The organism is Bradyrhizobium algeriense, from assembly GCF_003062295.1.
Taxonomy (GTDB): Bacteria; Pseudomonadota; Alphaproteobacteria; order Rhizobiales; family Xanthobacteraceae; genus Bradyrhizobium; species Bradyrhizobium algeriense.
Window position 1 is genome coordinate 12,128 of record NZ_PYCN01000036.1, and the last position, 19,827, is coordinate 31,954.

General features: G+C 64.3%; 16 protein-coding genes. 8 read left to right on the forward strand and 8 right to left on the reverse strand.

Annotation, left to right across the window (positions count from 1 at the left end):
* Positions 1 to 9: 9 nt before the first annotated feature.
* Positions 10 to 621, reverse strand: coding sequence for a DUF1285 domain-containing protein (locus C7G61_RS36405; protein ID WP_108522522.1), 612 nt, complete (start codon positions 619 to 621; stop codon positions 10 to 12).
* A 259-nt stretch (positions 622 to 880) separates the two neighbouring features.
* Here C7G61_RS36405 and C7G61_RS36410 point away from each other — a divergent pair, with 259 nt between their 5' ends.
* Genes C7G61_RS36410 through C7G61_RS36425 form a run of 4 tightly spaced genes read left to right on the forward strand, consistent with a single transcriptional unit; the run spans position 881 to position 7,703 of the window.
* Complete coding sequence (locus C7G61_RS36410) at positions 881 to 1,882, forward strand: AAA family ATPase (RefSeq protein WP_108522523.1); 1,002 nt, start codon at positions 881 to 883, stop codon at positions 1,880 to 1,882.
* The gene (locus tag C7G61_RS36415) at positions 1,882 to 2,826 is read left to right on the forward strand and encodes a DUF58 domain-containing protein (RefSeq protein WP_108522524.1); all 945 of its coding nucleotides are present in this window, start codon (positions 1,882 to 1,884) and stop codon (positions 2,824 to 2,826) included. Before C7G61_RS36410 ends, C7G61_RS36415 begins: the two co-directional genes overlap by 1 nt.
* Complete coding sequence (locus C7G61_RS36420) at positions 2,826 to 5,636, forward strand: DUF4159 domain-containing protein (protein WP_108522558.1); 2,811 nt, start codon at positions 2,826 to 2,828, stop codon at positions 5,634 to 5,636. The genes C7G61_RS36415 and C7G61_RS36420 overlap by 1 nt, the downstream gene beginning before the upstream one ends.
* Before the next feature lie 3 nt (positions 5,637 to 5,639).
* Positions 5,640 to 7,703, forward strand: a complete 2,064-nt coding sequence (locus C7G61_RS36425; RefSeq protein WP_108522525.1) for a hypothetical protein — start codon at positions 5,640 to 5,642, stop codon at positions 7,701 to 7,703.
* Between the two features lie 37 nt (positions 7,704 to 7,740).
* Here the strand turns inward: C7G61_RS36425 and zigA are convergent, their stop codons facing one another.
* Positions 7,741 to 8,949: a zinc metallochaperone GTPase ZigA gene (gene zigA, locus C7G61_RS36430; RefSeq protein WP_108522526.1), complete on the reverse strand. Its 1,209-nt coding sequence runs from the start codon at positions 8,947 to 8,949 to the stop codon at positions 7,741 to 7,743.
* Between the two features lie 314 nt (positions 8,950 to 9,263).
* Between zigA and C7G61_RS36435 the strand changes: the two genes are divergently transcribed.
* The 3 genes from C7G61_RS36435 to C7G61_RS36445 all read left to right on the forward strand — a co-directional run bounded on the left by C7G61_RS36435 (position 9,264) and on the right by C7G61_RS36445 (position 14,099).
* On the forward strand, positions 9,264 to 9,677 hold the full coding sequence (locus tag C7G61_RS36435) for a DUF2946 family protein (RefSeq protein WP_108522527.1): 414 nt from the start codon (positions 9,264 to 9,266) through the stop codon (positions 9,675 to 9,677).
* Between the two features lie 110 nt (positions 9,678 to 9,787).
* Positions 9,788 to 12,178, forward strand: a complete 2,391-nt coding sequence (locus C7G61_RS36440) for a TonB-dependent receptor (RefSeq protein WP_108522528.1) — start codon at positions 9,788 to 9,790, stop codon at positions 12,176 to 12,178.
* Between the two features lie 127 nt (positions 12,179 to 12,305).
* Positions 12,306 to 14,099, forward strand: coding sequence for a cation:proton antiporter domain-containing protein (locus tag C7G61_RS36445; protein WP_108522529.1), 1,794 nt, complete (start codon positions 12,306 to 12,308; stop codon positions 14,097 to 14,099).
* A gap of 27 nt (positions 14,100 to 14,126) precedes the next feature.
* On the opposite strand, the gene C7G61_RS36450 is transcribed toward C7G61_RS36445, so the two are convergent.
* From C7G61_RS36450 to C7G61_RS36465, 4 genes are all read right to left on the reverse strand, one after another.
* Complete coding sequence (locus C7G61_RS36450) at positions 14,127 to 14,639, reverse strand: GNAT family N-acetyltransferase (RefSeq protein ID WP_108522530.1); 513 nt, start codon at positions 14,637 to 14,639, stop codon at positions 14,127 to 14,129.
* 68 nt (positions 14,640 to 14,707) lie between these two features.
* Positions 14,708 to 15,643, reverse strand: a complete 936-nt coding sequence (locus tag C7G61_RS36455; protein ID WP_108522531.1) for a glycosyltransferase family 2 protein — start codon at positions 15,641 to 15,643, stop codon at positions 14,708 to 14,710.
* Positions 15,644 to 15,689: 46 nt separating this feature from the next.
* On the reverse strand, positions 15,690 to 16,841 hold the full coding sequence (locus tag C7G61_RS36460) for a hypothetical protein (protein ID WP_108522532.1): 1,152 nt from the start codon (positions 16,839 to 16,841) through the stop codon (positions 15,690 to 15,692).
* A 64-nt stretch (positions 16,842 to 16,905) separates the two neighbouring features.
* Positions 16,906 to 17,394 (reverse strand): NUDIX domain-containing protein, encoded by a 489-nt coding sequence (locus C7G61_RS36465; protein WP_244608625.1) that lies wholly within the window; start codon positions 17,392 to 17,394, stop codon positions 16,906 to 16,908.
* Positions 17,395 to 17,489: 95 nt separating this feature from the next.
* Here C7G61_RS36465 and C7G61_RS36470 point away from each other — a divergent pair, with 95 nt between their 5' ends.
* Entirely contained in the window at positions 17,490 to 18,380 is an 891-nt protein-coding gene (locus tag C7G61_RS36470) for a metallophosphoesterase family protein (protein ID WP_108522533.1), read from the forward strand.
* Positions 18,381 to 18,388: 8 nt separating this feature from the next.
* Here C7G61_RS36470 and C7G61_RS36475 read toward each other — a convergent pair whose 3' ends face one another.
* Positions 18,389 to 19,096, reverse strand: a complete 708-nt coding sequence (locus tag C7G61_RS36475) for a glycine-rich domain-containing protein (protein WP_244608626.1) — start codon at positions 19,094 to 19,096, stop codon at positions 18,389 to 18,391.
* A 33-nt stretch (positions 19,097 to 19,129) separates the two neighbouring features.
* Positions 19,130 to 19,684, reverse strand: a complete 555-nt coding sequence (locus C7G61_RS36480; RefSeq protein WP_108522534.1) for a hypothetical protein — start codon at positions 19,682 to 19,684, stop codon at positions 19,130 to 19,132.
* Between the last annotated feature and the right edge of the window lie 143 nt (positions 19,685 to 19,827).

Consider the following 19,827-nt stretch of genomic DNA (forward strand, 5'->3'; position numbering starts at 1 on the left):
TCGGCTCGTTCAAACCGCGTCCCTCACCTGCTTCGCATCCGCCATCGCAAAGAACTCGCCGCCGGACTCGATGCCGAACATCGGCTGACCATCGACCACCCGCTCTTCCCCCATGTCAACCAGATCGTAATAGAGCGCGCGGGTCACTTTCGCCCACAGATCGGCGCGGACGTGCAGATAGGGCGTCAGCCCGCCATCGGCGGCCATCTCGAATCGCAGGCGGTGTCCGGAATCGCATGGCACCCAGTCGTCAACGTTGGTGCGAAAGCGCAATAGACGGCCGCGATCATCAGCCTCCTTTTGCATCTCCACCGCGAGGAAGGGCGCGTCGTCGACTCGAATGCCGACCTTCTCGACCGGGGTCACGAGAAAGTGCTTGCCGTCCTCGCGCTTGAGAATGGTCGAAAACAGCCGCACCAATGCCGGCCGTCCGATCGGCGTCCCCATGTAGAACCACGTACCGTCACCGGCGATTCGCATGTCGAGATCGCCGCAGAACGGCGGATTCCACAGATGCACCGGAGGAAGCCCCTTGCTGGCCGGGGTGGCGTTGGCGGCTTCCCTCGCAGCGACAGTAAGTCCTTCGAGGCCCTGAGTGCCGGTTTGCCCTTGCTTTGCCATTGTTTGCCCTGAGTCTCGGCGCCTCATCTGGCACGATTGGTGCACGTATACCGAGATATGTGTTCCCGACGATTGGTGTCCGTACTAATGCGGATGGGTCGCCATATCGTGATGCCGTTCATACCCCGAAATACCGATAATGTGGGGATACTTTAATTCAGCGAATACATGGCCTTTGCACAGGTTTAGCATGAGGTTCGTGGCATGACGACGCAACCAGCGGTGTCATGAAGCGGTTATACGGTCGAAGGAGACAGACATGGCGAATGCAGACGGTGTCGAGAAACTCGAGGATGCGATCGTCCGGTCGGCGGAGCAGGTCGCCGGCCAGATTCGCGCCGCGAAGGAAGCCATCTCCACCGTCATCTTCGGCCAGGACCGGGTGATTGAAAACACCCTGGTGACGATCCTGTCCGGCGGCCATGCGCTCTTGATCGGCGTTCCCGGCCTCGCCAAGACCAAGCTGGTCGAAACCTTGGGCATCACGCTCGGGCTGGACGCCAAGCGCATCCAGTTCACACCGGACCTGATGCCCTCGGATATTCTGGGCGCCGAAGTGCTGGACGAGAGCAATTCCGGCAAGCGGTCGTTCCGCTTCATCTCCGGACCGGTGTTCGCGCAGCTCCTGATGGCCGACGAAATCAACCGCGCCAGCCCGCGTACGCAATCGGCGCTGCTGCAAGCCATGCAGGAACAGCACATCACCGTTGCAGGCGCGCGGCATGACCTCCCAAAACCGTTCCACGTGCTCGCCACGCAAAACCCGCTGGAGCAGGAAGGCACCTACCCGCTGCCCGAAGCGCAGCTCGACCGCTTCCTGATGGAGATCGACGTCGATTATCCCGATCGCGACGCCGAACGCCGCATCCTGTTTGAAACGACCGGCGCGGAACAGACGCTCGCCAAGGCCTCGATGGATGCGGAAATCCTGATCGCGGCACAGCGACTGGTACGGCGCCTGCCGGTCGGCGACAGCGTCGTCGAGGCGATCCTGTCGCTGGTGCGCGCGGCGCGCCCGAGTTCCGAAGACGGCGGCGACAAGCTGATTGCCTGGGGACCGGGTCCGCGCGCCAGCCAGTCGCTGATGCTGGCGGTTCGCGCCCGCGCGCTGCTCGACGGCCGCCTCGCGCCCTCGATCGACGACGTGCTCGATCTCGCCGAACCCATTCTCAAGCACCGCATGGCGCTGACGTTCTCGGCGCGCGCGGAAGGCCGCACCATTCCCGACGTAATCAGACAATTGAAGACGCGGATCGGTTGATGGCCGCAGAGACCACCCACGAGACCAGGGAGCTTGTAGCAATCCGACGTGCCGATGGCGAAAGCCGAACGCTCGCCGCTTCGCTCCCCCGTCTCGTGCTCGAAGCCCGGCGTATCGCCGCCAACGTCATCCATGGCCTGCATGGCAGGCGCCGCGCCGGCGCCGGCGAGAGCTTTTGGCAATACCGCCGCTTCGTCTCCGGCGAGCCGTCGCAGAATGTCGACTGGCGGCGCTCGGCGCGTGATGATCATCTCTATGTCCGCGAGCAGGAATGGGAGGCTGCGCATACGGTGTGGCTGTGGCCCGACCGTTCGCCGTCGATGGCGTTTGCTTCCAAGGGTGCGCGCGACAGCAAGCTGGAACGCGGGCTGATCGTTACATTCGCGCTTGCTGAACTCCTGGTTTCGGGCGGCGAGCGCGTCGGCATTCCCGGCCTGATGAACCCGACCGCAAGCCGCAACGTGATCGACAAGATGGCGCAGGCGATGCTGCACGACGATGCGGTACGCGCGAGCCTGCCGCCGTCCTTTGTCCCGTCGGCGCTGGCCGAAATTGTCGTGCTGTCGGATTTGTGGTCGCCGATGAGCGAGATCAGGGTGATGCTCGCAGGGCTTTCGGCCTCCGGCGCCCATGGTTCCTTGATCCAGGTCGTCGATCCCGCCGAAGAAACCTTTCCCTATGCCGGCCGGGTCGAATTCGTCGAGCCGGAAGGATTTGGCGTCATCACCGCCGGCCGCGCCGAGAGCTGGGCCAGCGACTATGTCGCGCGCGTCGCACTGCATCGCGACGAGATCCGCAGCGAGACCAACAAGCTCGACTGGTTGTTCTCGACCCACACCACCAGTCGTTCCGCCGCCGAACTCCTGCTGTTCCTGCATTCGGGCATGATGGCAGCCAAGGGAAGCGTGCGCGGCTCAACCGTCAAGGCGGGGCGCAGCGCATGATCGCGGGCCTCCCCTTAACCTTTGCGCAACCGCTGCTGCTGCTGGGCCTGTTGAGCCTGCCGGTGCTGTGGTGGCTGCTGCGCGTCATGCCGCCACGGCCGCGGCGGATCGAGTTTCCGCCGACGCGGCTGTTGTTCGACATCAGGCCCAGGGAAGAAACCCCGTCGCGGACGCCGTGGTGGCTGACCTTGCTGCGGCTTGCCGCCGCCGCACTGGTCATCCTTGCCGCCGCAGGCCCGATCTGGAATCCGCAAACCGGCGTCGGCGGCAGCAATGCGCCCTTGGTGATCCTGCTCGACGACGGCTGGAGCGCGGCTGCAAGCTGGGACACAAGGATCAAGTCCGCTGACGAGCTGATCGCCAACGCCGACAATGACCGCCGCGGCATTGCACTCGTTCCGCTTTCCGAGACCGCGCGCGACATCACGCTGATGCCGGCCGGCACCGCGCGGGTCGCACTGCGTCAGATTGCGCCAAAACCCTATTCGGTCGACCGCGTCGACACGCTTGGCGCGCTCGACCGCTTCCTGAAGGCGACCGGTGATGCCGAGATCGCGTGGCTGTCCGACGGCGTCGACACCGGGCGCGGCGCTGAATTCGTCGAAAATCTCGGCAAGACCATCGGCGATCGCAAGCTGACGGTGTTCGAGGGCGGCGCGGCCCCGGCGCAGGCATTGGTCGCCGCCGAAAACGCCGCGGCGAAGATGACGGTCAAGGTGCTGCGCACCACCGGCGGCGTCGCAGCCGGCGTGGTTCGCGCGATCGACGCCAAGGGCTCGCCGATCGGCGAGGCGCGCTACGCGTTTGGCATGCAGGATCACGAGAGCGAAGCGGCGTTCGATCTGCCGGTCGAACTGCGCAACGACATTTCGCGGCTGGAAATATCGGGCGAACGATCGGCAGGTGCTGTGCAATTGCTCGACAAGCGTTGGCGCCGGCGCGCCGTCGGCGTCGTTACCGGCGCTACCAGCGACACCGCCCAGCCGCTGTTGGCGTCGACCTTCTATCTCACCCGCGCATTGTCGCCATTCGCCGACATACGGCTGGGTGATCGCGGCGCTGCGCAACAGGTGATCGCGCAGTTCCTCGATCAGCGCCTGCCGATGATCGTGCTCGCAGATGTCGGCACGCTGTCGCCGGAAATCCGCGAGCGGCTGAACGCATGGATCGATCAGGGCGGCGTGCTGGTGCGTTTCGCAGGCCCTCGCCTGGCGCAGGCCGATGACGATCTGGTGCCGGTGAAACTGCGTCGCGGCGGCCGAATTCTCGGCGGCAGCCTGACCTGGGAAAAGCCGCAGCATCTGGCTTCCTTCGCCGCCGACGGTCCGTTCGCGGGCCTCGCCGTGCCCAAGGACATCACCGTGAACCGGCAGGTGCTGGCCGAGCCGGACGCGGTGCTCGCCACCAAGACCTGGGCGTCGCTGGAAGACGGCACGCCGCTGGTGACCGGCGAGCATCGCGGCAAGGGCGTTATCAGCCTGTTCCATGTCGGCGCCGACTCGCGCTGGTCGGACCTGCCGATGTCCGGCAGCTTCGTCGAGATGCTGCGGCGGATGGTCGACATGTCCGGCTACACTTCGAAGCCCGGCGCGGGCGTTGCGAGCGAGGCGACCAATGTCGAGACCGTGGCGCCGCTGCGCACCCTCGACGGCTTCGGCGCATTCGGACCGCCGCCTTCGACCGCCAAGCCGATGCCGGCGGATTATCGCGACCGCGCCACGTCAGATCATCCGCCGGGCTTCTACGGCCCGGCCGATGGCCCGATCGCGGTCAACACGCTGGCCCCGGCCGATCGCATCGCGCCGCTCGATACATCTTCCCTGCGCGCGCAACGCGCCAGCTACACCAACGCCGAACCGCGCGATCTGCGCGGCATCCTGCTGTCGTCGTCGCTGGTGCTGTTCCTGATCGACGCGATCGTGGTCGCGATGCTGGGTGCGGGCCTGGCCGCCTTGTGGCGGCGACGCACGGCGGCTGCCGCCGTTCTGCTGGCCCTGATCCTGTCCGCGACCTCGATCGCACCGTCGCCGACGCGTGCCCAGAGCAACGACGAATTCGCCATCAAGTCGGTGTCGCAGACGCGCCTCGCCTATGTCGTCACCGGAAATGCCGACGTCGATTCCATCGTCAAGGCCGGCATGGCGGGACTGACGCTGTTCCTGGCGCAGCGCACCGCGCTGGAGGCCGGCGATCCCGTCGGCGTCGATCCCGCGCGCGATGAACTGGCGTTCTTTCCGCTGATCTACTGGCCGATCGTGCCGGGTGCGCCGAAGCCGCCGCAGGATGCCATCAACCGCATCGACGCCTACATGAAGCAGGGCGGCACGGTGCTGTTCGATACCCGCGACGCCGTCGAGGCGCCGCCCGGCGAGAACGGCGCGGCGCAGACGCCGGGCATGCGTACCTTGCGCGAAATTCTCTCCTCCCTCGACGTGCCTGAACTGGAGCCGGTGCCGCGCGAGCACGTGCTGACCAAGACGTTCTACCTGCTGCGCGACTTCCCCGGCCGCTTCAACACGGGCCAGACCTGGGTCGAGACCCTGCCGCGCGAGGAAGACGACGATGCAGCCTCGCGCCCGGCGCGCGGCGGCGACGGCGTCTCGCCCATCATCATCACCTCGAACGATCTTGCCGGCGCCTGGGCGCACCGCCCGGACGGGCAGCCGATGCTGCCGCTGACGCCGGGCGAGCCGCGCCAGCGCGAATTCGCGTTCCGCTCCGGCGTCAACATCGTGATGTACACCCTGACCGGCAACTACAAGGCCGATCAGGTTCACGCGCCGGCTCTGATCGAGCGGTTGGGGCAATAGGCCATGAGTTACGGCATCGCGTTCACTCCCCTCGTTCCGTCCATCGTGCTTTGGATCGCGCTGGCCGCGATCGTCGCGATCTCGGTGCTATTGCTGCTCGGGCGCTCGCGCGGTGCCGCCGTGCGCGTCGCGGCGCTGGCGCTGATCCTGCTGGCGCTCGCCAATCCCTCCTTCACCCGCGAAGACCGCGAGCCTCTGTCGTCGGTCGCTGCCGTCGTGATCGACAAGAGCCCGAGTCAGAACTTTGGCACCCGCAACCAGGAAACCGCCAAGGCGCAGGAGGCGCTGGTCGATACGCTGAAGAAGATCAAGGGGCTGGAAGTGCGCGTCGTCGAGGCCGGACAGGCCGACGGCGAAACCGACGGAACCAAACTGTTCGGCGCGCTGTCCTCGGCGCTGTCGGACGTTCCCGTCGACCGCGTCGCCGGCGCGTTTTTGATCACGGATGGCCGGGTGCACGACATTCCGGCCAACGCCGCGGCCCTCGGCTTCCAGGCGCCGGTGCACGCGCTCGTCACCGGACGCAAGGACGAGCGCGATCGCCGCATCGCGATTTCGGCCGCGCCGCGGTTCGGCATCGTCGGGCAGCCCCAGACCATCACCTACCGGCTCGACGACCAGGGCGTCACCGGCCAGCGCGCCAGGGTCGTGGTGCGCCGCGACGGCGAAGTAATCAGCGAGCGCACGCTCCTGAGCGGCCAGACCTCCAATGTCGAGGTCGACATCAAGCATGCCGGGTCGAACATCGTCGAGATCGAAGCCTCGCCGCTCGAGAATGAGCTGACGCTGGTCAATAACCGCGCCGTGGTCGCGATCGAAGGCGTGCGCGACAAGCTCCGCGTGCTGCTGGTATCAGGCGAGCCGCATTCCGGCGAACGCACCTGGCGCAATCTGCTGAAGTCGGACGCCAGCATCGACCTCGTGCATTTCACGATTCTGCGCCCGCCGGAGAAGCAGGACGGCACGCCGATCAACGAATTGTCGCTGATCGCGTTTCCGACACGCGAATTGTTCCAGCAGAAGATCAACGAATTCCAGTTGATCATCTTCGACCGCTACGCCCGCCAGGGCGTGCTGCCGATCGCCTATTTCGACAATATCGCGCGCTATGTCCGCGCCGGCGGCGCGGTGCTGGTGTCGGCCGGCCCCGACTATGCCTCCACCACCAGCATCTGGCGCACGCCCCTGGATACGGTGTTGCCGGCAGAGCCGGTCGGCGTCACTGAAAAACCGTTCTACGCGCATCTGAGCGACGCCGGTAAGCGCCATCCGGTGACGCGCGGCCTCGAAGGCTCCGCCAGCGAGCCGCCGCGCTGGAGCCGCTTCTTCCGCACCGTGGATACCCGCAACGCGATCGGCGCGCCCGTGATGACCGGCGCCGACGGCAAGCCGCTGCTCCTGCTGTCGCGCTTCGGCGAAGGCCGCGTCGCGCTTCTATTGTCAGACCACATCTGGCTGTGGGCGCGCGGCTATGAAGGCGGCGGGCCGCATCTGGATCTGCTGCGGCGGACATCGCACTGGCTGATGAAGCAGCCTGATCTGGACGAAGAGGCGCTGCGCCTGCAGATCCAGGGCAAAGACCTCGTGGTGCTGCGCCAGACCATGGCCGACAACGTGCCGCCGGTGACCGTGACGTCACCGAGCGGCGCCACCAAGGAACTCACGCTGACCGCAAGCGAGCCCGGCACCTGGCGCTCCACCCTCCCCGCCAACGAACTCGGGCTGTGGCAGGCAACGGACGGCGCGCTGAAAGCCCTGATCAATGTCGGGCCGACCAACCCGAAGGAATTTTCCGAAGTCACCTCCACGACCGAGATGCTGAAGCCGCTGGCGCAGGCGACCGGCGGCGACGCCCGCCGCGTGGCCGACGGCGGCAGCATCGATCTCCCGCGCGTGGTTCCGGTGCGCGCCTCCGGCATCTTCCACGGCGACGGCTGGATGGGCGTCAAGATGCGCGACGCCAGCGTCGTGAAAGGCGTCGGCGTGCTGCCGATGTTCGCAGGGCTGGTCGGGCTGTTGCTGCTGCTCGGTGCGTTCGCGGCGACTTGGGTGCGCGAGGGGCGCTGAGCGCGACGTCGATAATTCAGTCTTATTGCGGGGAACCTTATGCTGCCTCGTCGGCGCGCAGCCATTTGGGGAACGGATCGGCCAACCCGGCCCATTCCTTGATGTGCATTCCCGGTTTACCCGGGACAAGACACGCATCGAGGCGCGCCTTGATAGCCTCCTCGTCCATGTCGGTGCCGATGAAAACGATCTCCTGTCGGCGATCGCCATAGACTTCGTTCCAGTTCTTCTTGAGCGATTTCCGCCAGAATGGATCGTCGGGCCAGCGGTCAGCGGGCACGTTGGCCCACCAAAACCCGAGGCCTTCGGTGCGGACGATCGCACCTGCCTGACTCAACTCACCGAGCCATTGTGGACGCGTAGCGATCCAGAAATGTCCCTTCGCCCGGATCACACCGGCCCAGCTTTCCCGCAGGAACTGATGGAGTTTTGTGGGCTCGAACGGCCGGCGCGCGCGGTAGACGAAGCTGCCGACGCCGTACTGTTCGGTCTCGGGCGTATGATCGCCGAAGCCATAGAGTTCCTTGAACCAGAGCGGATGCTGCTGCGCCCGCGCGAAGTCGAAGCGGCCGGTGTCAAGGATGCGCTCGAACGGAGCTCTGGCGAAATCAGTCTCCACGATATCGGCGGCCGGGTTGAGCGCGCGGATGATCTTGCGCGCCGCGTCCAACTGGCTGATGGACGCATCGTTGATCTTGTTCAGCACAATGACATCGGCGAATTCGATCTGCTCCACCAACAGGTCCACCATCGTCCGCTTGTCTTCGGCACCGAGCGATTCGCCGCGATCCCTGATGAAGTCGGTCGAGGCATAGTCCCGCAACAAGTTGACGGCATCGACCACCGTCACCATGGTGTCGAGCAATGCCACGTCGGAAAGACTGTCGCCCTCTTCGGTTCGGAAATCGAACGTCGCGGCAACCGGAAGCGGCTCCGAAATGCCCGTCGATTCAATCAGAAGATAGTCGTATTTGCCGCCCTCAGCGAGCGTTCGGACTTCCTTCAACAGATCGTCACGCAGCGTGCAGCAGATGCACCCATTCGTCATCTCGACCAGTTTTTCATCCGTCCGGGAAAGATTCGCACCGCCATCGCGCACCAGGTCGGCATCGATATTCACCTCGCTCATGTCGTTCACAATCACCGCCACCTTCAGGCCCTGGCGATTGTTGAGGACGTGATTCAGCAAAGTTGTCTTTCCAGCCCCTAGGAAGCCGGACAAGACGGTGACGGGGAGTTTTCGCATGGAGATCAAACAACCTGTGCAGTGCGCGGAATCCCGAACGAGAGCGGGGAAGCATCGCGGGACTCCGATTGATGTAATGTTATAACATAACATACTGGGCGGCTACCTTTGTCAATCGGGAAAGATTTCTCGCGAGCAGACTTTTGTCATGCTGAAGGCTCGGGGCCTGCGTCCGTTGCAGTAATCACACAGCGTTTGGGGATTCGTCCGAACGCACTTGCACCGCGTTGACATCGCGATGCCCCTCCGATGTTATAATATTACATTGGGACGGCCGAGAGACTTGGTCGCCCCGGGGCAAGGCGTGCGTCATTGTGAAATGGTTTCGAACCAACGTCAGAACTGGCGCGCGGCTGGCGCTGTTCGCGCTCGCGATCCAGTTTGCGCTGTCGTTCGGGCATTGCCACGGGGCCGCCGCCGCGCAGAACGTCCAGATCGGTCTCTCGGATGCCCGTCTTACCTACGCCGCGGACCACACCGCGCTTGATGCCGCCAGCGACACGGTTCAGCAGCAGCAGCCCTCCAATCACGATAACGACCGGCACCCGGCCGACGCCTGTGCAATCTGCGCCGTCGTTTCGCTTGCAAACAATTTCCTGTTCGCCACACCACCGCTGCTGGAGCTGCCGCAGGCAGTCAAGCTTCTGCACCTCACCACCGGCGCCGAGTTCGCGCATCTCGGCTCGCTTCATCCCGCATTCCGGTCCCGCGCACCTCCCGTCTCCTGACCTCGATTGATTGATGCACTCTCCAAGGGGATCGCCGCGCCACGCGGCTGATCCACCGAGGGAAAATCGGAATCGATCCGTCGCACATCGACGGAATCAGGATCGGGACAATGACATTCAAGAAGAAACGGGCGTTCCATTTCGGTGGAGCAAGCTGGCTATTGCTATGCGCGGTGGCGGACGGCGCGCTGGCGCAGGACGCAGCGCCATCCTCATCGACACAACTACCTGAAATCACCGTGACGGCGCCGAGCCCGATTGTGCGGCGGCGAGCCGTTGTGCCTTCGCGCACGCCGGTGCGCGTCGCCCGCACCGCGCCCGGCCAAAACCGGCAACGCGCGGCAGAACCGCAAGCCGCACCTGTCGCGGCCGCACCCCAGCAGGGCGTGCTCCCCATCGTCACCGATCAATTTGCGACGGTCACAGTGGTGCCGAACGAGGAGATCCGCCGCCAAGGCACCGCCCAACTTGGCGATCTCCTGTTCTCGAAGCCCGGCATTACCGGCTCCACCTTCGCGCCCGGTGCCGCGAGCCGGCCGATCATCCGGGGCCTCGACGTCAATCGCGTCGGCATCGTCGAGAACGGCACCAACGCCGGCGGCGCCTCCGATCTCGGCGAAGACCATTTCGTGCCGGTCGATCCATTGGCGACAAACCAGGTCGAAGTCATCCGCGGTCCGGCGGCGATGCGCTACGGATCGACATCGATCGGCGGCGTCGTCAGCGCGACCAACAATCGCATCCCGGATACCTTGCCGACATGCGCGGCCGCACCGTTCCAGACCTACGGACTGCCGGCGAAAGCGCCGCTCGCAAACGTGGGATCACCTTCCTGCGTCACGGTCGAAACCCGAACGGCCGTCAGTTCGGTCGACCGCGGTGTCGATGGCGGCATCCTGATCGATGCCGGCGGTGGCAATTTCGCTGTTCATGCCGACGCCTATGGCCGCAAGGCCAGCGATTACAGCATTCCGGGCTATCCGTATTTGTTCGACCAGACCCGCCCGGTCAACGGCCGGCAGCCGAATTCGGCGATGCAGGCGGCTGGTGCATCGATTGGCGGCTCCTACATCTTCGATGGCGGATTTATCGGCGCGGCGATCACGCAGAACGACACGCTCTACCGGATCCCCGGCATCGACGGCGCCGATCACCAGACCCGCATCGACGCGCGCCAAACCAAATTCACGGCCAAGGGCGAATACCGGCCCGATGCAGCGGCGATCGATGCCGTCAGATTCTGGGCGGGCGCGACCAACTACAAGCACGACGAGATCGGACTGGCCGATCCCGCCGACCTCTCGTCCCTCGGCGTGCGGCAGAGCTTCACGAACAAGGAGCAGGAAGGGCGCGTCGAGGTGCAGATGGCCCCGTTCAACGCGCGGTTTGCCGCCGTCACGACAGCATTCGGTCTGCAGGCCGGGCATCAGGAACTGACGGCGCCGAGTCCGGACGATCCAACCAGCCCGCTCAACGGGTTGTTTGATCCTAACAAGAATAACAGGGTCGCCGGCTACGTCTTCAACGAGTTCAAGTTCTCTGACTCAACCAAGGCGCAGATCGCCGGCCGTATCGAACATGTCAGTCTCAGCGGAACGACGCCCGCATTTGTTCCGGAGCTGTTCGACCTCAACGTCGACCCTGCCGCCATTGGTCCTGCCACACCGCGCAACCTGAACTTCACGCCGAAAAGTGTGAGCGTCGGTCTGCTCCAGGATTTGCCATGGGGTCTTGTCGCAAGCATTACCGGGCAATACGTCGAGCGCGCACCCAAACCGGCCGAACTGTTTTCGCGCGGCGCGCACGATGCGACCGCGACGTTTGATATCGGCAATCCCAATCTCGGCATCGAAACCGCCAAGTCGATCGAAATCGGATTGCGACGGGCGACTGGACCATTGAGGTTCGAGGTGACGGCTTACTATACGAAGTTCAGTGGCTTCATTTTCCGTCGCCTTACCGGCAACACCTGCGAGGATGTCGCCTGCGTCGGTCCTGCCGACCCGGCTTTTCCGCTCGAGCTGAACCAGGCGATCTATTCACAACGCGACGCCACCTTCCGCGGCGGCGAGTTTCAGAGCCAGTTGGACGTCGGGCCGCTCAACGGCGGCATCTGGGGCGTCGAGAACCAGTTCGATGTGGTGCGCGCGACCTTCAACGACGGCACCAATGTTCCGCGAATTCCGCCGGTGCGAGTCGGCGGCGGCCTGTTCTGGCGCGATGCCAATTGGCTGACGCGGATCAACCTGCTGCATGCCTTCGCTCAGAACGACATCGCCCCGATCGGCGAGACGCCAACCGCAGGCTACAACCTGTTGAAGGCGGAGGTCAGCTACAAGACCAAGCTCGATCCTTCCTGGTTCGGCGCACGCGAGATGATGGTCGGCCTCGTCGGCAACAACCTGTTGAACGAGAACATCCGCAATTCGACTTCCTTCAACAAGGACCAGGTCTTGCTGCCGGGCATCGGCGTGCGCGCGTTTGCCAATCTGAAGTTCTAGGTCAGACGCTGACGGGTGGCGTTGGCTGGTAGTACCAGCTAACGTCGGCATGGATGACGGTGGATACCGGATTATCGCACCGTTGAAGGATATGCCTTGCCCGATGCGAGCTGACGAACACGGATAGATGCCCTCGCCGATCAACATTCCCGTCTACAGCGATGCCCTCGTCCTGCTCGGCACTGCGGGCATCGTCATTCCATTGGTACGCCGGTTCGGCTTCAATCCCGTCCTCGGCTATCTCGTAGCGGGCGCGATCCTCGGTCCCCTGGGACTCGGTTCGTTTATCGGCCAATTCCCGTTCCTGTACTGGTTCACCGTGGTTGACGCCAGGAACGTCGCCGGTATCGCAGAGCTCGGCATCGTGTTCCTGCTGTTCCTGATCGGCCTGGAACTGTCCTATGAGCGGTTGAAGACGATGCGCCGCCTGGTTTTCGGACTGGGCAGCCTGCAGATCGTGTTCTCCGCAGCCGCCATCGGCGCAGTGGTGATCCTTGCGGGCGGCAAGCCGCCGGTGCCGCTCATCGTCGGTGCCTGCCTGGCGCTGTCGTCGACCGCCATCGTCGTCGAAGTGCTTTCCAGGCAGGGACGGCTGACCACGACCGCTGGCCGCGCCAGCTTCGCGATCCTGCTGGCGCAGGACCTGGCGGTGGCGCCGCTCCTGCTGTTCATCTCGATTTTCGGCACCGGCGAATCCGGTTCGGTTGCCGGCACACTCGCGCTGGCGCTCGCCAACGCCGCCATCGCGCTCGGCGTGATCGTCGTCGCCGGCCGCGTGGTGATGCGGCCGCTGTTCCGTCTGGTCGCATCCGTGGGCATGAGCGACCTGTTCGTGGCCACCACGCTGTTCGTGATCGTCGCAGCCGGGGTGGCCGCCGCCGCGGCCGGCTTCTCGATGGCGCTTGGCGCCTTCATCGCCGGCCTGCTGCTCGCCGAGACCGAATTCCGCAAGGCGATCGAGACCGCCATCGATCCTTTCAAGGGACTCCTGCTGGGCCTGTTCTTTTTTACGGTCGGTATGAACATCGACTTCCGCGAGCTTGCCCGCGATCCGGTTTGGCTGCTTGGAAGCGCCATCGCGCTCGTTGCCGTGAAATCCATTATCCTCATCGTCCTTGCCCGGCTGTTTCGCCTTTCCTGGCGAGCGTCCATCGAAACCGGCCTCCTGCTCGGCCCGGGCGGCGAGTTCGCCTTCGTCGTCATCGGCATGGCGACAACGCTCGGCCTGATCGATGCCAAGGTGTCGAGCTTCACGGTCGCGCTGACGTCGCTGACCATGCTGCTCATTCCTGCGCTTTCCCATGTGGCGCGGCGGCTGGCGCCAATGATACGCGAAGACAAGCCGCTCGATCCCGAGTTGTCCGTTGCACCAAGCGGAGGCGCCAACCATGCCATTGTGATCGGACATGGCCGGGTGGGACAGGTCGTCTGCTCCATGCTCGATCGGCACAAATTCCAGTACATTGCCGTCGATAATGACGCCGCAGCCGTGCCGGAGCAGCGTCGGCAGGGACGCACCGTTTATTACGGTGACGCGACCAATCCGGAGTTTTTGAAGAGCTGCGGCCTCATGGAGGCCGCGGCGGTCATCGTCACCATCGGCGAAGCCAAGGGCATCGACGAAATCGTAGCCCAGGTCCGCGCGCTCAGGGCAGATATGCTGGTGGTGTCGCGCGCCCGCGACGCGGAGCATGCGCGGCATCTCTATCAGATCGGCGTTACCGACGCCGTCCCCGAGACCATCGAAGCAAGCTTGTTGTTGTCAGAAGCAGCCTTGATCGGCCTCGGCATGGCAATGGGGCCGGTCGTCGCGTCCATCCACGAAAAGCGCGAGGAATTCCGGCACGAATTGCAGCAGGCCGCGGGAGGTACCCGGCCTGCCGGAGAGACGGCCGGCGTCAAACGGAAGCCGCCGTGCTGACCTTGAGAACCCCACCGATGCGCTACGCTACCGCGCCTTGCTCCAGTCCGGCCGGATATCGCCGGAGACGCCTTCGAAGGCGCCCTCGACCAGTTCCGCTACCAGGAGGCGGCTGTAATCGACGGGGCCCGGCATGATCACACGCCCCTTCGGCACCACCTTGAAGCCGACGCGGCCGTAATAGGGCTCGTCGCCGACCAGAATGACCAGGCGATGGCCCTTGGCCTTGGCGTCCTGCAGTGAGCGATCGAGCAGCATGCGGCCGACGCCGCGCTTTCGGAACGGCGGCTCGACCGTCAACGGCCCGAGCATCAGCGCCGGCGTGTCGCCGATGCAGATCGGCAATTGCCGTACCGAACCGACCAGCAATGTGCCGATCCGCGCCGTGAACGACAACTCAAGCAGGTGATCGACATGCTCGCGCAGGCGGTAGGCGCTCAGCACGAAACGGCCGGGACCGAATGTGCGCTCGTGCAGGCGTTCGATCGCCTGCGCGTCCTTTGGAGTTTCAGCCAGTATGGTGACGTCAAGTTCGCTCATGATGGGGCGCGGGATAGCATCTGGCGGCGGCGCGGTCCATTGCCGGCGGCGGCAATCCCCGTATTGCCTTAATCCCTTTTGATGGCCGGCTGGGACAGGTAGGCCAGCAGCTTCATTTCGCGGCGGCCGCGCGTCACCGTATCCAGCACCAGCCCCGAAGATACCGACAGCACCGCCACGATCATCAGGCCCATCGACAGCACGGCCGTCGGCAGCCGCGGCACGACACCTTCCTCGAGAAAGGTGACGACCACGGGGATCGCGAGGCCGATCGAGATCAGCATCAGGAAGATGCCGATGACCGTGAAAAACCGCAGCGGCTTTTCCGACCGGTACAGCTTCAGGATGGTGCCGAGAATCCGGAAACCGTCGCGCCAGGTGTTCAGCTTGCTGAACGAGCCCTCGGGGCGGGCATAATAAGGCGTCTCGATTTCCACCACCGGCAGCGCCAGTTCGAGCGCATGCACGCTGAGTTCGGTTTCGATCTCGAAACCGTCCGACAGCACCGGAAAGGACTTGACGAAGCGGCGCGAGAACACGCGGTAGCCGGAAAGGATATCCTTGAACGCCTGGCCGAACACCGTGGAAAGGAAGCTCGTCAGCATCCAGTTGCCGGTGCGGTGGCCGGGCCGGTAGGCGGCGACCGACTGGTCGACGCGAAAACCCACCACCATGTCGAGGTGGTCGTTCACCAGCGCATCGATCATGCGCGAGGCGCTCGGCGCGTCATAGGTCGCGTCGCCGTCGACCAGCACATAGACGTCGGCATCGACATCGGCGAACATGCGCCGCACCACGTGTCCCTTGCCCTGGCGGCGCTCGCTGCGCACGATGGCGCCGGCTCCGCGCGCCACCTCGACGGTGCGGTCCCTGGAATTATTGTCGTAGACGAAAATCTCAGCCGTCGGCAGCGCCTTGCGGAAGTCGGAGACCACGGTGGCGACCGCGGCTTCCTCATTGAAGCACGGCACCAGAACCGCAATCCGCAGCGCAGGTCCCGTCATCGCACGCTCACCGAATTAAATCCGTCCATGGCGCGTCATACCGCAATCAGGCGTTGGCCGGTTGAGGGAAGGCCGCACCTTCGGCGGCCCGTTCGCCGCGCAGATCGAGCGTTGCGAACAGCAAAGTCCAGAGCGAGAGCATGTCGATCGGAATGATATAATATGGCGTAAATATCGGATGGGTCATGAAGAAAATCGCGTTCACGGCGATGTTTGCCGCGACCAGAATTGCAACGCGTTTGGCGCGCCCCTGATCGAAGCGCCACAGCCAGGCAGTCCATGCGGCGGATATCGCCAGCAAGGTAAACTGCACGTCAACGAGATAGCTTAACAAGACGCTTGCACTCAGCTCCGGCGGCACAGCGTCGACGCTGCCATAGGTCGTCGCAAACGGACTTCCCGCATTGATCGCATTCGCAATCAGCGTCGGAGCCATTCCGAGCACGAACGCGACACCGAACAAGAGTCCTTGCAGGAATGTGTCCCTGCTCCGCGCCAGCGCGAAGGCGCCGGCAAGGTAGAGGCAGTACCCCGCCGCCAGAAACACGTTGGGCAAGCGGAAATTGACGGAGAGCCCGATCAGCAGCCCGACCAGCGCCAGCAAGACCAGCCGGCGCCGTGGCCCGTCCATGAAGATCTTCGCCGTTAGAAAACCGGCCAGCGCGCATACAATCATGGTCGGCGCCATCGAATAGCTGGCCTTGGTCGGATTGATCATCAGATAGATCGCGCAGTCGCCGAACGCGGCAACCAGTATCAGCCGGTAAAGCGTAGACGCATAGGTCAAGGCGAGAAGCGAAAAACCAACTGCGACGATCGACGTTAATACGTAGAGCGGGGCCACCCGAAATCCAGCAGGAAACAGCGAGAGGACAAAGCCGGTCCCCGGCGGATACTGCAGCACATGCTTGTCCACCGCTGGAATGAAGGGGTGGCAGGGAGCACGCTTCACGTCATGCCATTCCGCGTAGCCGATCGCCTTCAGGCTGCTCTTGAGGTAATGATCGTCGTCGAAGGTGACGTCGGTATCGATGCCGCGGAGCCCGAACCTCTCGAACAGATGCGCCTGCCGCAAGTAGCAGATGTCGTCATAGACGCCGCGGCTCTCGCTCCAGCGCGAAATGTTCCAGACGTTGCTGGCCAGCACCACCAGGAAGCCGATGGCGCAAAGCAACTTCAGGATCCCCATCCTGCCCATGTCGAACCCCGCCCCGTTTCTCCGCTTCTATTCGTTGCAGGCGCAGCAAGCAACCAGGCTAACGTCACCGCCACGTCGCGATCGGCGCCACGCCGTCAAGTACCTCCGCGATTCGCAGGCGCGTGCCCGTGGTCGTCTCGGCCGGCAGCGCACCCACCGCATAGAACCCGCACTCGACGATCTCGTAGTTGGGCTCCGGCAAGCGGTCTTGCCGGAATTGCCTGACTATATAGACCGCAACATGGTCGCGGCGCGACACGTGGGCGTTGAGGAACAGGCCGTGTAAAACCGGCTCCCCGGTCAGTTCGATCCGCCCCTCTTCCACTAATTCCCGCCGCAGGGCCTCGAGAAAGGTTTCGCCGACCTCAACCCCGCCGCCCGGCAGGTGCCAGCCGGCGACATAGCTGTGCCTGACCAGGAACACCTTGTCGTCGCCGTCGAGCACGACGCCGCGGACCCCGAGCGTCATGCCGCGGGCCATCCGCCAATAGAGGTGGAAGGCCCGCCGCAATTGCGGTTCGAGATGTTTTCGCAAGTGCTGCAGCGCCGTCACGCAAACCTCGGATGGACAGCTATCACGTTTGATCCTTATATCGCCGGTATGATCGTGCGACGGCTCTATATCACAGCGAGTGCAGCGGAGCGCGGATGACCGATACCTTCACGCTGGCGCATCTGTCCGATCCGCATCTGCCGCCCCTGCCCAAGGCGCAGCTTCGCGATCTCGCGGGCAAGCGTGCGCTGGGCTATCTCAACTGGACCCGCAACCGCCACAAATATCACCGCCGCGAGGTGCTGGACGCACTGGTCGCCGACATGCAGGCGCAGCGGCCGGACCATATCGCGGTGACCGGCGATCTCGTCAACCTGGCGCTGGAGGCGGAATTCACTCCGGCCCAGGCTTGGCTCGAAAGCGTCGGCACGCCGGAGCATGTCACCATCGTGCCCGGCAATCACGACGCCTATGTGTGGGCGACGCGGCATCATTTCGCCGGCACGTTCGACAAATATGTGCGCGGCGATGCCGAGGCGGACGACACGCGGTTTCCATTCGTGCGCCGGCGCGGGCCGCTGGCGCTGATCGGGGTGTCCTCGGCGGTGCCGACGCTGCCATTGATGGCAACCGGCCGGCTCGGCCGCGCGCAGCTCGATGCGCTCGATCGCCATCTGGCGGAGATGTCCGCCGATGACGCGTTCCGGGTGCTGCTGGTGCATCATCCCCTGCATTCGAGTTCGCGGATGAAGCGGCTGACCGATTCGAAGGCTCTCCGTGCGGTATTGAAGCGGCACGGCGTGGAGTTGGTCCTGCACGGGCACGATCACATCCATTCGACGATGTGGCTCGAAGGCGCCGATCGCCAGATTCCCGCTGTCGGCGTGCCGTCGGCGTCGGCGCTGGCACACCGGCATTATCCGGCCGCGGCGTATAATCTGTTTTCGATCACGCGCGACGGCAACCAATGGCGCTGCGTGCACACCGTGCGCGCCATCGACGCCGACTTCCGCGTCAAGCAGATCAAGCAGACGACGCTGCTCTAGCGAAATCCTCAATCCCCGCCGCCGCAGCCGCCGCCCCCGTCGCCGCCACCACCGCCGTCGCCGCCGCTATCACCGCTTGCGTCGCTGCCGGTATCGCCAAACCCGTCCGAGCTACCGTCGAACGACGTATCTGCGAAATCGCCACCGCAATACGCCGCTCCGCTGCCGTTCTTGCGCAGCTCTTCGCAGTCGGGGTGATAGACGAACCCGTTTGCAATGTTGAGTTTGCTGTCGAGCGCAAACAACAGCGGCAGGCGTGTGGGGCGGACCGGATCGATGTTCTCGTATTTGCAGCAATACCACCAGACACGGCGCAGGCCTTCGTTGCTCTTGCGATGCTCGCTGAGGACGACGGCGGGGGTGTGGTGGAGGAAGCCGCCGAAGGCGCGGCGGCAGAACGCGTCGTAGTCGCGCGTGTACAGGATGAATTCGTGCCAGAGGTCGTCGGCGACTTGCGAGGGCATCGAGACGTGGCGCTTGCCGCTCATCAGATAGGCGAGGAAAAATTGCCGGAGGCCCCGCGAGACCAGCGCGCTGTCCTTGCGCGCAAAGCCGGGATGATGCTTCTCAAGCCGCTCGAGCAGTCCGCGCGGCCAGTGAAAGGTGCGGATGAATTCGGCGCGGCGCAGCGTGCGCCACTTGCCGTACAGCCAGGAGGTTCCGAACAGCGCGCCGACAAGCAGGGCGAACAACGGTATGGATGAAGCGGCTGCCACGATGCCCCCGAATGCCTGAGCCGCCAACTCTGGCTAGATATTCTTCAAGCTCGCATACAGCGCCAATCCGAACAGCGCCACCGCGCCCAACAGGAAGCCGAGCACGAACATGCCGAAGCCGCGGCGGCGCGGCTTTTTTTCCACGGCCGGCTCGGCCGCCTTCGTTACCATCATCGCATGTTCGCGCTCGATCATTCGGCGCGCGACATAGCCGGTGACGGCATCGACGATGACAGGAACGTCATGCGACTCGGCGATCACGATGCGGCCGAAGCGCGTGTCCTGCACGAAGCGGTAGATGCGCTTGTCGCGCCCCATCACCACATGCGCCACCACGTCGATCCACAGCCGCGGCGTCTCGCCCTGGCTGACGCCGCGATCGAACAGGTCGATCTGCTCGGGCACCTCGGCAAACAGCGGATCGAGCGCCTCGTTCAGGATCTCGAGCCGGGCGACTTCGGCATCGCGCAGTTCGACCACGACGCCGGTGCGGTCGGCAGCCTCGATGCGGGCCTGGCGGAGCGCATCGCGCAGCCGCGTCGGTCTCATGTCGCGGGCTTCGTTGCCGGTGTTTTGCGCGTTTGACATCGGTTGCCGCCTTTATCCTGAGGAAGTAAGCCCGGTTAACCTATCAGTAACTATGTTGCGCGCAATGGCTGTTTGTTTGCAATAGCTTAGCGGTCCACCGGGTTCTGAGTGTGCGGCGGGAGCCCCGCCCCGGCCTCTCCCCG